Source organism: Chitinophaga sp. CF418, from assembly GCF_900142925.1.
GTDB lineage: Bacteria > Bacteroidota > Bacteroidia > Chitinophagales > Chitinophagaceae > Chitinophaga.
Genome location: NZ_FRCN01000013.1, coordinates 75739 through 88791 on the forward strand (window position 1 = coordinate 75739; position 13053 = coordinate 88791).

13 protein-coding genes are annotated in these 13053 nt (G+C 46.2%); 9 read left to right on the plus strand and 4 right to left on the minus strand.

Annotated features, from left to right (window positions below):
• Positions 1 to 47 precede the first annotated feature (47 nt).
• From dapB to F3I09_RS25395, 5 genes are all read left to right on the plus strand, one after another.
• A complete protein-coding gene (dapB, locus tag F3I09_RS25375) occupies positions 48 to 764 on the plus strand; it encodes a 4-hydroxy-tetrahydrodipicolinate reductase (RefSeq protein ID WP_149697862.1) in 717 nt (238 codons plus the stop codon).
• A gap of 63 nt (positions 765 to 827) precedes the next feature.
• Positions 828 to 1256, plus strand: coding sequence for an Rrf2 family transcriptional regulator (locus F3I09_RS25380; RefSeq protein WP_149697863.1), 429 nt, complete (start codon positions 828 to 830; stop codon positions 1254 to 1256).
• 266 nt (positions 1257 to 1522) lie between these two features.
• Positions 1523 to 2206, plus strand: a complete 684-nt coding sequence (locus F3I09_RS25385) for a phosphoadenylyl-sulfate reductase (RefSeq protein ID WP_149697864.1) — start codon at positions 1523 to 1525, stop codon at positions 2204 to 2206.
• A gap of 59 nt (positions 2207 to 2265) precedes the next feature.
• The gene (gene cysD / locus F3I09_RS25390; protein ID WP_089832479.1) at positions 2266 to 3174 is read left to right on the plus strand and encodes a sulfate adenylyltransferase subunit CysD; all 909 of its coding nucleotides are present in this window, start codon (positions 2266 to 2268) and stop codon (positions 3172 to 3174) included.
• A gap of 104 nt (positions 3175 to 3278) precedes the next feature.
• Positions 3279 to 4526: a sulfate adenylyltransferase subunit 1 gene (locus F3I09_RS25395; protein ID WP_149697865.1), complete on the plus strand. Its 1248-nt coding sequence runs from the start codon at positions 3279 to 3281 to the stop codon at positions 4524 to 4526.
• Positions 4527 to 4677: 151 nt separating this feature from the next.
• Here F3I09_RS25395 and F3I09_RS25400 read toward each other — a convergent pair whose 3' ends face one another.
• The gene (locus F3I09_RS25400) at positions 4678 to 5622 is read right to left on the minus strand and encodes an NAD-dependent epimerase/dehydratase family protein (RefSeq protein WP_149697866.1); all 945 of its coding nucleotides are present in this window, start codon (positions 5620 to 5622) and stop codon (positions 4678 to 4680) included.
• Between the two features lie 251 nt (positions 5623 to 5873).
• Here F3I09_RS25400 and kdsA point away from each other — a divergent pair, with 251 nt between their 5' ends.
• Both kdsA and F3I09_RS25410 read left to right on the plus strand, forming a co-directional pair.
• A complete protein-coding gene (kdsA, locus tag F3I09_RS25405) occupies positions 5874 to 6698 on the plus strand; it encodes a 3-deoxy-8-phosphooctulonate synthase (protein ID WP_149697867.1) in 825 nt (274 codons plus the stop codon).
• Positions 6699 to 6940: 242 nt separating this feature from the next.
• On the plus strand, positions 6941 to 7345 hold the full coding sequence (locus tag F3I09_RS25410) for a hypothetical protein (RefSeq protein WP_149697868.1): 405 nt from the start codon (positions 6941 to 6943) through the stop codon (positions 7343 to 7345).
• Positions 7346 to 7430: 85 nt separating this feature from the next.
• On the opposite strand, the gene F3I09_RS25415 is transcribed toward F3I09_RS25410, so the two are convergent.
• A complete protein-coding gene (locus F3I09_RS25415) occupies positions 7431 to 8234 on the minus strand; it encodes a DUF4382 domain-containing protein (protein ID WP_223233385.1) in 804 nt (267 codons plus the stop codon).
• A 153-nt stretch (positions 8235 to 8387) separates the two neighbouring features.
• Complete coding sequence (locus tag F3I09_RS25420) at positions 8388 to 8609, minus strand: PspC domain-containing protein (RefSeq protein ID WP_089832467.1); 222 nt, start codon at positions 8607 to 8609, stop codon at positions 8388 to 8390.
• A 234-nt stretch (positions 8610 to 8843) separates the two neighbouring features.
• Here F3I09_RS25420 and F3I09_RS25425 point away from each other — a divergent pair, with 234 nt between their 5' ends.
• Positions 8844 to 11120: an aconitate hydratase gene (locus tag F3I09_RS25425; protein ID WP_149697869.1), complete on the plus strand. Its 2277-nt coding sequence runs from the start codon at positions 8844 to 8846 to the stop codon at positions 11118 to 11120.
• Positions 11121 to 11129: 9 nt separating this feature from the next.
• Complete coding sequence (locus F3I09_RS25430; protein WP_149697870.1) at positions 11130 to 11825, plus strand: hypothetical protein; 696 nt, start codon at positions 11130 to 11132, stop codon at positions 11823 to 11825.
• Between the two features lie 133 nt (positions 11826 to 11958).
• Here the strand turns inward: F3I09_RS25430 and F3I09_RS25435 are convergent, their stop codons facing one another.
• A complete protein-coding gene (locus F3I09_RS25435) occupies positions 11959 to 13053 on the minus strand; it encodes a DUF4421 domain-containing protein (RefSeq protein WP_149697871.1) in 1095 nt (364 codons plus the stop codon).

Consider the following 13053-nt stretch of genomic DNA (forward strand, 5'->3'; position numbering starts at 1 on the left):
TCTCCCCTTTTACTAATTTCTACTAATAGTATCTAACTCAATATATTATGAAAATAGCGCTTATCGGTTACGGGAAAATGGGAAAGGCAATTGAGGCCATCGCCGTAGCTAAAGGACATGAGATCGTTCACCGTATTGACCTGAGCAGTCAGCACCTGCTGGAAAAGGAAGAACTCAGCAAGGCAGATGTTGCTATCGAATTTACCGGTCCGGAAACCGCCTATAATAATATATTGAAGTGTTTCGCCGCCAATGTTCCTGTCGTTTGTGGCAGTACTGGTTGGCTGGAACAGCTCCCTACTGTAAAATCTTTGTGCCTGGAACAGCATCAGGCATTCCTTTATGCCAGTAACTTCAGCGTGGGCGTGAATATCTTCTTCGAGATCAACAAACGCCTGGCGGAATTAATGGCGAATCAGCCTCAGTACGAGGTAAAAATGGAGGAGATCCACCACACCCAGAAACGGGATGCGCCGAGTGGTACCGCCATTACCCTGGCCGAGCAGCTGATGGAGAAAGTACGTCGCAAGCAGGAATGGGTGAATGATGAGACCTCCAGGCCAGAACAGCTCTCCATCGTTTCCAAACGCATAGATCCGGCTCCCGGTACCCACAGTATTACCTATACCTCCGCTATAGACGATATTACCATCACCCATACCGCCCATTCCCGCGAAGGATTCGCTTCCGGCGCTGTGATTGCTGCGGAATGGCTGAAGGGAAAAACAGGCATCTTCAGTATGAAAGATGTACTGAGCCTGTAAGACGTAAAAAGCTGTTATCTTTGTAGTAACAAGAACATCTGGGAGGGATGCAAATCAATCGATATGTTGTCTAAAAAAACGCAATACGCTTTTCACGCGCTCATACACCTGGCAGAAAATGCAGATAAGGGTCCCATTCTCATCTCTGAAATTGCCCACGAGAAGAACATCTCTATCAAATTCCTGGAGAACATCCTGTTGGAATTGAAGAATGCCGGTATCCTGGGAAGTAAGAAAGGTAAAGGTGGTGGCTACTACCTGCTGAAGGCTCCGAAAGAGATACCTTTAGCGAGGATTATCCGCCTGCTGGATGGGGCGATTGCGCTGCTTCCCTGTGTGAGTCTCAATTACTATGAAAGATGTGAGAATTGCCGGGATGAAGCAGTGTGTGGGTTGAATGATGTCATGAGTAAGGTACGGGATGCGACGCTGAAGATCCTTGAGAATAAAACGCTGAAGGATATATTGACGAGGAATGTTTCAATATTATAAGCTTTTTTGAAAGCCGGGGTTGATCTCCGGCTTTTTGTTTTATAAGGGAAGGACCGATCCTCAACGGTTTCCAAAACACACCAACAAACTCCACCAATAGCAAGACCCACAAACAATTGATAATCACCTACTAGCTCTGTGACTAAAAAAAGTCTATCCTTTTTATAGAGTTTATGTATTTTTGTAGACAGCAGAAACTGCCAATTTAAACTAAAGGAAGTATTACTGACATCTATCGATGGGTGTCAGCTTATTGAGAGATTCACATGGATAATATCAGTACAGCACTGGAAGGACTAGATCCAATCGCTGCCATGCAGTATCTGGCAGCACAATTCCCCGGAGCGGTGGCCTTTTCCACCTCATTTGGACAGGAAGATCAGGTGATTGCCGACATGATCTGGCGCGCCAACTTGCCGATCAGGGTATTCACCCTTGACACTGGACGTCTGTTCCAGGAAACTTACGACCTGATGGACCTCACCCGCGCCCGCTACAAGAAAAACTTTGAAGTCTATTTCCCTGAAACCGCCTCAGTAGAAAAACTACTCGCGGAAAAAGGCCCAAATAGCTTCTACGAATCTGTAGAAAACCGCAAAGAATGTTGTAACATCCGCAAAGTTGTCCCGCTGAACCGCGCCCTCCAGGGTGTGAAAGTATGGATCACCGGTCTTCGCGCTGAACAGTCCGAAAACCGCCAGTCATTACACGCCATTGAGTGGGACGAAGCCAGACAACTATATAAATACAATCCGCTCATTAACTGGACCCACGACGAAATGATCAATTATCTGAAGGAGAAGAACGTACCGTACAATAAATTGCACGATAAAGGCTTTATCTCCATCGGTTGTGCTCCATGTACACGCGCAATTGAACCGGGAGAACATCCCCGCGCCGGCAGATGGTGGTGGGAGCTATCCAAGAAAGAGTGCGGATTGCACGGATAATTACAAAAGATCTGATTAAATTGATAAACTGGTCCACAGGGACATCTAAATAAAGACTTATGACCAATAAAATACAGTGGGAGTTTCCGCAGGCATTGGAAGATGAGGCCATCTATATTTTACGTGAAACAGCTGCACAGTTTGAGCGCCCCGCCATCCTGTTCTCAGGTGGTAAGGATTCTATCACTATCGTGCGACTGGCACAGAAAGCATTCTATCCGGGTAAAGTTCCTTTCCCGTTACTGCATATAGACACCGGACATAACTTCCCCGAAACCATCCAGTTCCGTGACTGGCTGGTGGAATCACTGGGTCTTGATCTTATTGTGAGAAATGTACAGGACAGTATCGACCAGGGTAAAGTACAGGAAGAAACTGGTAAATACGCCAGCAGAAACGCCCTGCAGACCGTAACCCTCCTGGATGCTATCGAAGAACTGAAATTCGATGCCTGCATCGGCGGCGCCCGCCGCGACGAAGAGAAAGCACGTGCGAAAGAAAGGATCTTCTCTGTAAGAGATGAATTCGGTCAGTGGAACGCTAAAATGCAACGCCCTGAACTATTCGATATGCTCAATGGTAAAATACACCTGGGTGAGAACGTAAGGGTATTCCCTATCTCCAACTGGACAGAACTGGACGTATGGAACTATATCCGCCGGGAAAACCTGCAGATCCCATCTATCTATTTCTCCCACGAAAGAGAGATCATCGAGCGCGATGGCATGTACTGGCCTTACTCTCCTTTCCTCAATACCACCGAGGAAGAAGTGCCTTTCCGCCAGAAAGTACGCTTCCGTACCGTTGGTGATATGACCTGTACCGCTGCAGTGATCTCAGAAGCTGATAAACTGGAAGATATCATCGGTGAAATACTGGAAGCCAAAATATCTGAAAGAGGCGCCCGTATCGATGATAAACGCTCTGAAGCAGCAATGGAGAAAAGAAAACAGGCTGGTTACTTTTAATGATCGCCGGCAATTGTCACTTTCTTTTCTGGTTACAGGATTCAATCAATTAGTATAAAATCGTCGCGGACAACAAGCCTTTTCCGCCACTTAAAAAATATAACATGGAGGTTTTACGTATAACCACTTCCGGCAGTGTAGATGATGGGAAAAGCACCCTGATAGGCAGGCTGCTTTATGATACACATTCTATTCCACAGGATAAAATGGAAGCATTGCACGCTGCCAGCAAACGTAAGGGACTTGATTTTACAGACCTGTCACTGCTGACAGACGGCCTGGTAGCTGAACGTGAACAAGGTATCACCATTGACGTGGCACACATTTACTTTTCTACCCCTACCCGTAAATACATCATTGCCGATACTCCCGGACATATCGAATATACCCGTAACATGGTGACCGGTGCATCCAATGCACAGGTATCCCTGATACTGATCGATGCCCGTAAAGGTATCGTAGAACAGACTTACCGTCACTTCTTTATCGCCAGCCTGCTGCGTATACCATACCTAGTGGTATGCGTCAACAAAATGGACCTGGTGGAATATAGCGAGGCACGCTTTAATCAGATCGTGGAAGAATTCCAGGCGCTGATTGCCAGTGCGACATTCAAAGCGCCTTCTATTAAATTCATTCCGATCTCTTCTCTCTATGGTGAGAACGTGGCCGCCCGCTCTGAAAAGATCAGCTGGTATAACGGCGATTCACTGCTGGAATACCTGGAGCAGATCACGTTTGATCATGCGGATAACAGTCATCCGTCCCGCTTCAAAGTACAGTCAGTGATCCGTCCGAAAACAGAGGCTTATCACGACTTTCGTGGTTTTGCCGGTAAAGTGGTGAGCGGCCATTTCAATGTAGGTGATGAGATCATCTCCCTCCCCTCCCAGCAGAAAAGCAAGATTAAAACCATCGAACAGTTCGAAACACCGCTCACCACTGCAGAAGCACGCCAGAGCGTAGTGATCACACTGGAAGACGAGATTGATACCAGCCGTGGCAGCATGTTCTCCAAACCTGAGAATGCCCCTGCCCTGCTGAGAGAGATCTCTGCACAAGTGTGCTGGATGGATCAGCAGAAACTTGTACCGGGTAAAGCTTACCTGCTGCAGCATGGTATTAACCGCGTGAAAGCAAAGGTGCAGGTGATACAATATGTGATCGATGTAACTTCCAATAAGATCCTGGAGGATAAGAAAGAGCTGGGCCTGAATGATATTGGTAAAATTACCCTGAAGACCGCACAGCCGGTATTTGCAGATAGTTATGATACTAACCCTGCCAATGGCGCGTTTATCCTGATCGACGAATTCAGTAATTCAACCGTAGCGGTTGGGTTTGTGGATTAGTAAATTATAAGCGTTTCAAAAAAAATGACGAATGCATTGTTGCATTCGTCATTTTTTTTGAAGATATATTCCGTCGGTTATTACCCGGATATTCCCGTTCTCCGGCTTCATATACAAAAATAATGTTGCCTGAAGCCAGGGCATTGCCTGCTTATTTTGTGAGGTTCTTCAGCATATCTGCTGTCATCTTCTCCAGATTAAATTCCGGTTTCCAACCCCAGTCCTGGCAGGCCTGGTCATCATCTATGCTCTTAGGCCATCCGTCGGCTATCTGTTGACGGTAATCTGGTTCATAACTGATAGTGAATTCCGGGATATGTTTTTTGATCTCCGCAGCTATCTCTTTGGGAGAAAAGCTCATAGCGCCCAGGTTGTAGGAAGAGCGCACTTTGATCTTTGCTTTATCGGCTTCCATCAGCTCAATGGTAGCGCGGATAGCATCCGGCATATACATCATTGGCAGATAAGTGCCTTCAGAGAGGAAGCAGGTATATTTCTTTTCTTCCAATGCTTCATGGAAGATCTCAATAGCATAATCTGTTGTACCACCACCCGGAGCTGATTTGTAACTGATCAGACCAGGATAGCGCAGGCTGCGTACATCCAGGCCATAACGGTGGCTGTAATATTCGCACCAGCGTTCACCCGCAAACTTACTGATACCATAAATCGTGGTGGGCTCGATAATGGTATGCTGCGGAGTAGACTCCTTAGGGGAATCATGCCCGAATACCGCAATGGAGCTTGGCCAGTAGACTTTGTCGATATTTTCTTCTTTCGCGATATCCAGCACATTCAGCAGGCTTTGCATATTGATATGCCATGCCAGCAGCGGGTTCTTTTCACCGGTAGCAGAAAGGATAGCCGCCAGCAGGTAGACCTGGGTGATGTTATGACGGATAATCAACACGTGCAGCATCTCTTTATTCATGACATCCAGGGATACATAAGGACCTGTTCCTTTGAGCAGATCGTGCTCTTCACGCAGATCGGAAGCAACCACATTGGCGTCTCCGTACATCTTCCTTAATGCCAGTGTAAGTTCAACACCAATCTGCCCGCAGGCGCCGATTACCAATATTTTATCTTTCTTCATGCTATCTCGAATGAATGACTTAAAATTCAGGCGTAATATTAACAGCTTCCGCAATAATTCAGAACGGACAACCTCAGGCATGACAATGCGGTAACAATCCCCGGATTCCCATTGGAACAGATGCAAGCCCAGTGAACGTCCCACGGCATCGAATTACAATATTATGACAATTAAGCGAGTCGCAGCAGTTCCCGCTGCTGGAAAGTAATCCCCCAGAATAGCATAACTTTGCACTCTCAAATACAAAAATCATGTCAGCACAAACACACCTGAAGTCAATTTTTAAGGATCAATATAACCCAGATAATTTCTTTCTGATAGCCGGGCCTTGCGTAGTAGAAGATGAAGCGCTGCTGATGCATGTAGCTGAAAAGGTATCAGGTATCTGTAAACGCCTGAACATTCCATATATTTTCAAAGCATCTTATCGTAAAGCGAACCGTACCAGCATCAACTCTTTCAGTGGCGTGGGTGACGTGGAAGGCCTGGATCTTCTGCAGAAAACAGGAGAAACATTCAACCTGCCTGTTACCACTGACATTCACTCTGCTGCAGAAGCAGCCATGGCAGCCGCTTATGTGGATGTATTGCAGATCCCGGCATTCCTGTGCCGCCAGACCGATATCCTGCTGGCAGCAGCGGAAACCGGTAAATTCGTCAATGTGAAGAAAGGACAGTTTGTAAGTGGCGAGGCGATGAAATTTGCCGTAGAAAAAGTAAAACAGGGCGGTAACGATAAAGTATGGCTGACCGAGCGTGGAACCACCTTCGGTTACCAGGACCTGGTGGTAGACTACCGCAATATTCCTATTATGAAGGAACATGGCGTACCTGTGATCATGGACTGTACCCACTCCCTGCAGCAACCTAACCAGACCAGTGGCGTTACCGGCGGTAATCCAAAACTGATCGGTACTATCGCCAAAGCTGCGATTGCAACGGGAGCTGATGGTTTGTTCATTGAAACCCATCCGGACCCGTCCAAAGCTAAATCAGACGGCGCCAACATGCTGCATCTCGACCTGCTGGAAGGCCTGCTGGAACAACTGGTAAGGATTCGTGAAGTGGTGAGATAATGCGGGGTCACGTGTTTTATAACAGTATAGAGATGGTAACGCGTTTATAGCCAGATATTTATAAACGATAATATTTGATAGTCCATGGAAGCCGGATGGCCTGCCTTTTGTATTAGAACAGAAGACAGGAAAATATCCGGCGTCTATGGACTATTTCTTATCTTATGCTTATCTTAGGATAAGACTAGACCGCTCTTTGCAGATTATAACTCTTAATACAAACACCCAAAATTTTATTCACCATGATCAATTTACAAGATGTAAAAGCAGGAGATATAGTATTGGTGCAGTACGAAGGAAACACTGTGGAAGGTCAGGTATTGGAAGTTAACCGTGAGGACAAACAGATCTGTGTACTTACCGGAGAACAGGAGTTCTGGTACGACCTGAAAGACCTCTACCCCATTCCACTGAATGAAGATCAGTTACTCAGACTCAAATTTAAAAAAGACGAGGCCCTCTCTCTTAATGGCGATGGGGTAATTTATGTACGCGGGCCATTCTCAGTGAAGCTGCATACATTGGCAGATGGGATGCCGGCTACACGCCTCGATTACCGGGACGAACACCGGGAAATCAAAGGTTCTATTACTGTGAACCAGTTGCAGAACCACTACCAAGCAATGACAAATTTCCACCTGGATTAAGCATATTGCAATAAAAAAAATCCATCCGGCTGCATGCGGATGGATTTTTTTTATTGATGTTGTTTGCAAACTGTAATTGACAAGCTTAGTCCTGCAATGTCAGGGTATCTACGGTTGTTACTTTACCAGTTTCTACCACTACGCCCTGTTTGGTAGCAGGTACCAGGGTAGAATCAACAGAAATGTAATGCAGGGTATAGCTACCGGCTGCAATACCTTTCAGCAGATAAGCGCCACCAACACCGGAATAAGTGCTGGCAACGGTATCAGTACCGCTCAGTACCAGTACGGCAGAAGGTACTACTGCTGGCAATACAACACCCTTGATACTACCGCCCTGTGCTTCGAGGACAGTTCTGATAACCGGTTTTAGTATATACTTACCGGCACTTCCTGCTTCATGAATGGATTTCGCTACGTCGAAATCGAGCAGCAGTTTGTAAAGAACCCCTTCAGATACGGGCATGTTGATCTTCAGTTTCACACCTGAAGACTGTCCGCTGGGTGTTTGCAGTTTGATAGAGTCACCTGCGTTAGTTACCACCCAGTTGTCATCACCCAGTACGAGCCTGATTTCTTTAATTGTACCGGATGCTATTTCAGCATCTGCCAGTACAGTGTCTTTGTCATTAACGAGTGTAAGTAGGTTGTAGCGTCCCTTTTTCATGCCAGGCAATGTCTGCCAACCATTGTCATCACTATCGTTGTAGTTGACATTTACTTCCTGAACATCAATGTAAACAGCTTTAAAATCTCCTGGATCATCGGTAAGTGCGACCTGAATTCTCGATTTGCCATCGTTATCGTTTTTCGAACATGCAGCCATAAATAACGCGGTAGATAAAAGCAGCACACCATTTGCCAGGTGTTTCCATGAAGGCATTCTCATTTTGTATGTGTATTGGTTAAAATTTTACTTCCTTATCCTTATCGTGACACGAATATATAAATGAATCCTAATACAAAATATCCCTGTTATCAGGGATTAGTTTACCAGTCATTCTTTTTAAATGACTATATATCAAAAATGATGCTGAATCTGTTAAAGGTATCTGAGGGGGTTTCTGCGGGCGTTCAGGATATAATTCTTCATATTTACCCAGAAGGCCATGATCATATAAACGATGAGCGGGGAGCCCATGGTGATAAAGGAGGTATAGATGAAAAACAGACGAATACGGGAGGTGGCTATACCCAGCTTATTGCCGATAGCTGTACAAACCCCAAAGGCCTGCCATTCCACGAAGTCTTTAAATCTATTCATATATCAAATTTATTACAATCCCAGGTTAAAAACAAGTCTGATTTCCATACCTATAAATAGCTGATAGTAAGCTGGCAGTGATTTAGCGGCATTTCATACAGTGGGCCGGCAGGGTAACCGGCTATTTTCCAGGCTTATCATTTATAGACAATCGTCTACATATCTTTTAAAAACTTGTTGAATTTAATTAATTTCGCGGTGCATTTTCTAACCGGTCTTAAATAATTTTTTTCCATGGTGTTTGATATTGAAATGATTAAAAAAGTGTATGCGGCACTGCCGGGTAAAGTGGAAGCTACCCGTAAACTGCTGGGACGCCCGCTCACACTCTCAGAAAAGATTTTGTATGCTCACTTATATGCACCTACCACCGCGGCTTATGAGCGTGGAAAGTCTTATGTGGAGTTTGCACCCGATCGCGTAGCAATGCAGGATGCCACCGCTCAGATGGCCCTGTTACAGTTCATGACCTGCGGACGCGATAAAGTAGCTGTTCCTTCTACCGTACACTGTGATCACCTCATTCAAGCCAAAACTGGCGCCACGGAAGACCTGGCGACAGCTGTGGACACCAATAAGGAAGTATACGAATTCCTGTCTTCTATCTCCAATAAATATGGCATCGGTTTCTGGAAACCAGGTGCTGGTATCATTCACCAGGTTGTACTGGAAAACTATGCTTTCCCGGGCGGTCTGATGATCGGTACTGACTCTCACACTCCTAACGCAGGTGGTCTGGGTATGCTGGCTATCGGTGTTGGCGGTGCTGACGCAGTAGATGTAATGGCAGGTCTGCCATGGGAACTGAAAATGCCAAAACTGATCGGTGTAAAACTGACAGGTAAACTGAGCGGCTGGTCCTCCCCTAAAGACGTAATTCTGAAAGTAGCTGGTGTACTGACCGTTAAAGGTGGTACCGGTTGCATCGTTGAATATTTCGGTGAAGGCGCTGATAACCTGAGCGCTACCGGTAAAGGTACTATCTGTAACATGGGTGCGGAAATAGGTGCTACCTGCTCCGTATTTGCTTACGATACCAAAATGTCTGCTTACCTGAGCGCAACTGAGCGTGCAGATATCGCAGCCCTGGCTGACGGTGTGAAAGATCACCTGCGTCCGGATACCGAAGTATACGCAGATCCTTCCAAATACTATGATCAGGTGATCGAGATCAACCTGAACGAACTGGAACCACACGTGAACGGTCCTTTCACTCCGGACCTGGCATGGCCTATTTCCAAATTCGCACAGGCTGTAAAAGAAAACAACTGGCCTGAAAAGCTGGAAGTTGCCCTGATCGGTTCCTGCACCAACTCTTCCTACGAAGATATCTCCCGTGCTGCTTCCCTGGCGAAACAGGCGGTTGACAAGAACCTCGACGTTAAAGCTGAATATACTATCACTCCGGGCTCTGAACTGGTACGTTATACCATCGAAAGAGACGGCCTGTTAAATACTTTCGACCAGATTGGCGGTGTTGTACTGGCTAACGCCTGCGGTCCTTGTATCGGTCAGTGGGCGCGTCACATCGACGATCCTAATCGTAAAAACTCCATCATCACTTCCTTCAACCGTAACTTCGCTAAGAGGAATGATGGTCTGGCTGCTACACACGCTTTCGTTGCATCTCCGGAAATCGTAACTGCCTTCGCTATTGCAGGTGATCTGACCTTCAATCCGCTGACAGACAAACTGAAAACCAGAGATGGTAAGGAAGTAATGCTCGACGAGCCTACCGGCTTCGAACTGCCTGCTAAAGGTTTCGCTGTGGACGATCCTGGTTATCAGGCTCCTGCAGCTGACGGTAGCGGCGTTCAGGTAATCGTATCTCCAACCAGCGACCGTCTGCAACTGCTGGCGCCATTTGCTGCCTGGGAAGGTACTGACCTGAAAGGCCTGAAACTGCTGATCAAAGCTAAAGGCAAATGTACTACTGACCACATCTCTATGGCTGGTCCATGGTTAAAATACCGCGGTCACCTCGATAACATCTCCAACAACATGCTGATTGGTGCTATCAATGCATTCAACGACAAATCTGATGCTGTAAAGAACCAGTTGTCCGGTGAATACGCAGGCGTACCTGTTGTACAGCGCGCTTACAAAGCTGCCAACATCGGCTCTGTAGTAGTAGGTGATGAAAACTATGGTGAAGGTTCAAGCCGTGAACACGCTGCAATGGAACCTCGTCACCTGGGTGTTCGCGCTATCCTGGTTAAATCTTTTGCACGTATCCACGAAACTAACCTGAAAAAGCAAGGTATGCTTGGTCTGACCTTTGCTAATAAGGAAGATTACGAAAAGATCCAGGAAGATGATACCTTCGATATCATTGGCCTGACCACTTTCGCGCCTGGCAAACAACTGACTGTTGTGGCTAACCACAAAGACGGTAGCAAGGACGAAATCCTGGTTAACCACACCTACAATGAACAACAGATCGAGTGGTTCAAAGCAGGTGGAGCACTGAACGTGATCCGTGCACAGTTTGCAAAAGCAAAAGCAAAATAGCCTCCGGCTATGAATGATAAAGAGATCCCGCCTGCATCCAGTAGGCGGGATTTTTATTTTAACTTTAATCCTATGCTGACCGAAACACTGCATACCACCTGGCAGCAACTGCTGCAACCATACACACAAGATCAGGCCATAATCGGAGAAGGCTTCCGGCTGATAATCAGTCACTACACCGAATCACACCGGCATTATCATGACCTGCACCACCTGCAGGCATTACTGAAGTTGCAGCAAATATATGCAGACCGCATTGCCGACAACGAAAGACTGTCACTGGCCATCTTCTTCCACGATATCATCTATGATGTAAAACATTCTGACAATGAAGAACAGAGTGCGCTGGCTGCCGCCGCTTTCCTGCAGCAGACCAGCTATCCGGCTGAACGCACCGAGCAGGTGATGGAGTTCATCCGGGCTACAAAAACACATCTGAATACCAGTCACAATACCGACCTGGATTATTTCCTGGACTTTGACCTGTCTATATTAAGCGCACCCGCGGCGGATTATATCGCCTATGCGCAGCAGATCAGGAAGGAATACAGCATTTATCCCGACATGTTATATAAACCCGGCAGAAAGAAGGTATTAGCTCATTTCCTGGGACTTCCGGCTATTTATAAAACAAGTCTGTTCAGAGAAGAACGCGAAGCTTTAGCCCGGCAGAATATGCAGCAAGAGTTGAAGATTTTGGATTGAGAATAATCCGGCAGTATGACCAGGCTACTTACAGATATGCAGCGCAGAAAGCATCGGATTGATTACCGGAAATGATTCAGCAGTCAGGCCAACACGGCTTGCTGATATACAGGAAAGCTAAAAACTTTAGCCCTTAAAACAACTGTTTCTTCAAGGTAAACCTTCTCGCAAAGCTGATGCGGAAATTGCCTGCACCCATGGTCTGGTAGGTATCAGGTACGGGCGACTGGCTTCTGGTGGTCAGATCCACATAATGGATACCGGCATAATACCGTCCGGAATTATACCCTATGGAAACACGAATATTATTATTCAGTTGTAAACCTACCCTTTTCAGGTCACCATCTTTCATTGTGTTCAATGTAGTATAGTTTGCCCCTAAGCTACCAGTCAGGGAAAGCGTGGCAAACCAGTGTTTATTATAAACAAAAGTATGCGCATAACCCACGTTGGCAGCCGCACTGAATACCCTTGTCCTGTGAAAATTCTCTCCATTGAAGAACCCGGCTTTCTCAAGATAGGAAGGGATCAATCCTGAATCTCCTTTCATTCTCATCCCAAATAGGCCCCCTCCTATCAGGAAGGATCCTGCACTCTTCTTCTGGTAATCATTCTGCAGGTAAGCCGCCCGGTAAGAGAAACGTTTGGCATTGAAAACATACTGCACATCCAGGCCCACATTCACATTCCGGGCATCCGGCCGGATCATTTCCACATTCCCCGATCCCAGGTTGCTGAACAGCCTTCTTGTATTGGCAATGTAATATCCCCTGTACACCTGCCCATAAAAGTCTACCACCAGTTTACGGGAGTAAATATGCGTTTGCAGGTCCAGTACTTTTGTTATGCCATAGTCTCCCTTTTCCTTGTTGATAAAAGGAAGGTTAAAAGCGACATTAATACCTATAAAGCGGTAGTTAAAGCCAAAGCCGACGTTAAAAGGCGTATTTGGCCTGTACAGTACTTCCTGGGAGCTTTTTGTATTTGAAACAATACCATTGTCCACAATCCCGTCGCCCACGATCTTGTTATCTACGATATCGTAATAGTTGTATTTGCGGGAACCGAACACGCGGACAGTGAGATCCTTCGTATGCTCCTCGATGTAATTTGAATCATTTCCTGCGTCCAGCCAGCTCCCCACTTTTTTGAACAGTGAAGTTTTCTGTGCTGAAGTAGCCAGACATAAAAAAAGGCATCCCGATAACAGCACAAGCCATTTTTGCAT

Excerpts from the sequence above, each read along its gene's own strand:
- F3I09_RS25435 (WP_149697871.1), bottom strand. The coding sequence starts at position 13,053 with ATGCAAAAATGGCTTGTGCTGTTATCGGGATGCCTTTTTTTATGTCTG.
- F3I09_RS25420 (WP_089832467.1), bottom strand. The coding sequence starts at position 8,609 with ATGAATAGATTTAAAGACTTCGTGGAATGGCAGGCCTTTGGGGTTTGT.
- cysD (WP_089832479.1), top strand. The coding sequence starts at position 2,266 with ATGACCAATAAAATACAGTGGGAGTTTCCGCAGGCATTGGAAGATGAG.
- F3I09_RS25380 (WP_149697863.1), top strand. The coding sequence starts at position 828 with ATGTTGTCTAAAAAAACGCAATACGCTTTTCACGCGCTCATACACCTG.
- F3I09_RS25425 (WP_149697869.1), top strand. The coding sequence starts at position 8,844 with ATGGTGTTTGATATTGAAATGATTAAAAAAGTGTATGCGGCACTGCCG.
- kdsA (WP_149697867.1), top strand. The coding sequence starts at position 5,874 with ATGTCAGCACAAACACACCTGAAGTCAATTTTTAAGGATCAATATAAC.
- F3I09_RS25430 (WP_149697870.1), top strand. The coding sequence starts at position 11,130 with ATGAATGATAAAGAGATCCCGCCTGCATCCAGTAGGCGGGATTTTTAT.
- F3I09_RS25400 (WP_149697866.1), bottom strand. The coding sequence starts at position 5,622 with ATGAAGAAAGATAAAATATTGGTAATCGGCGCCTGCGGGCAGATTGGT.
- F3I09_RS25385 (WP_149697864.1), top strand. The coding sequence starts at position 1,523 with ATGGATAATATCAGTACAGCACTGGAAGGACTAGATCCAATCGCTGCC.
- F3I09_RS25395 (WP_149697865.1), top strand. The coding sequence starts at position 3,279 with ATGGAGGTTTTACGTATAACCACTTCCGGCAGTGTAGATGATGGGAAA.
- dapB (WP_149697862.1), top strand. The coding sequence starts at position 48 with ATGAAAATAGCGCTTATCGGTTACGGGAAAATGGGAAAGGCAATTGAG.
- F3I09_RS25410 (WP_149697868.1), top strand. The coding sequence starts at position 6,941 with ATGATCAATTTACAAGATGTAAAAGCAGGAGATATAGTATTGGTGCAG.
- F3I09_RS25415 (WP_223233385.1), bottom strand. The coding sequence starts at position 8,234 with ATGAGAATGCCTTCATGGAAACACCTGGCAAATGGTGTGCTGCTTTTA.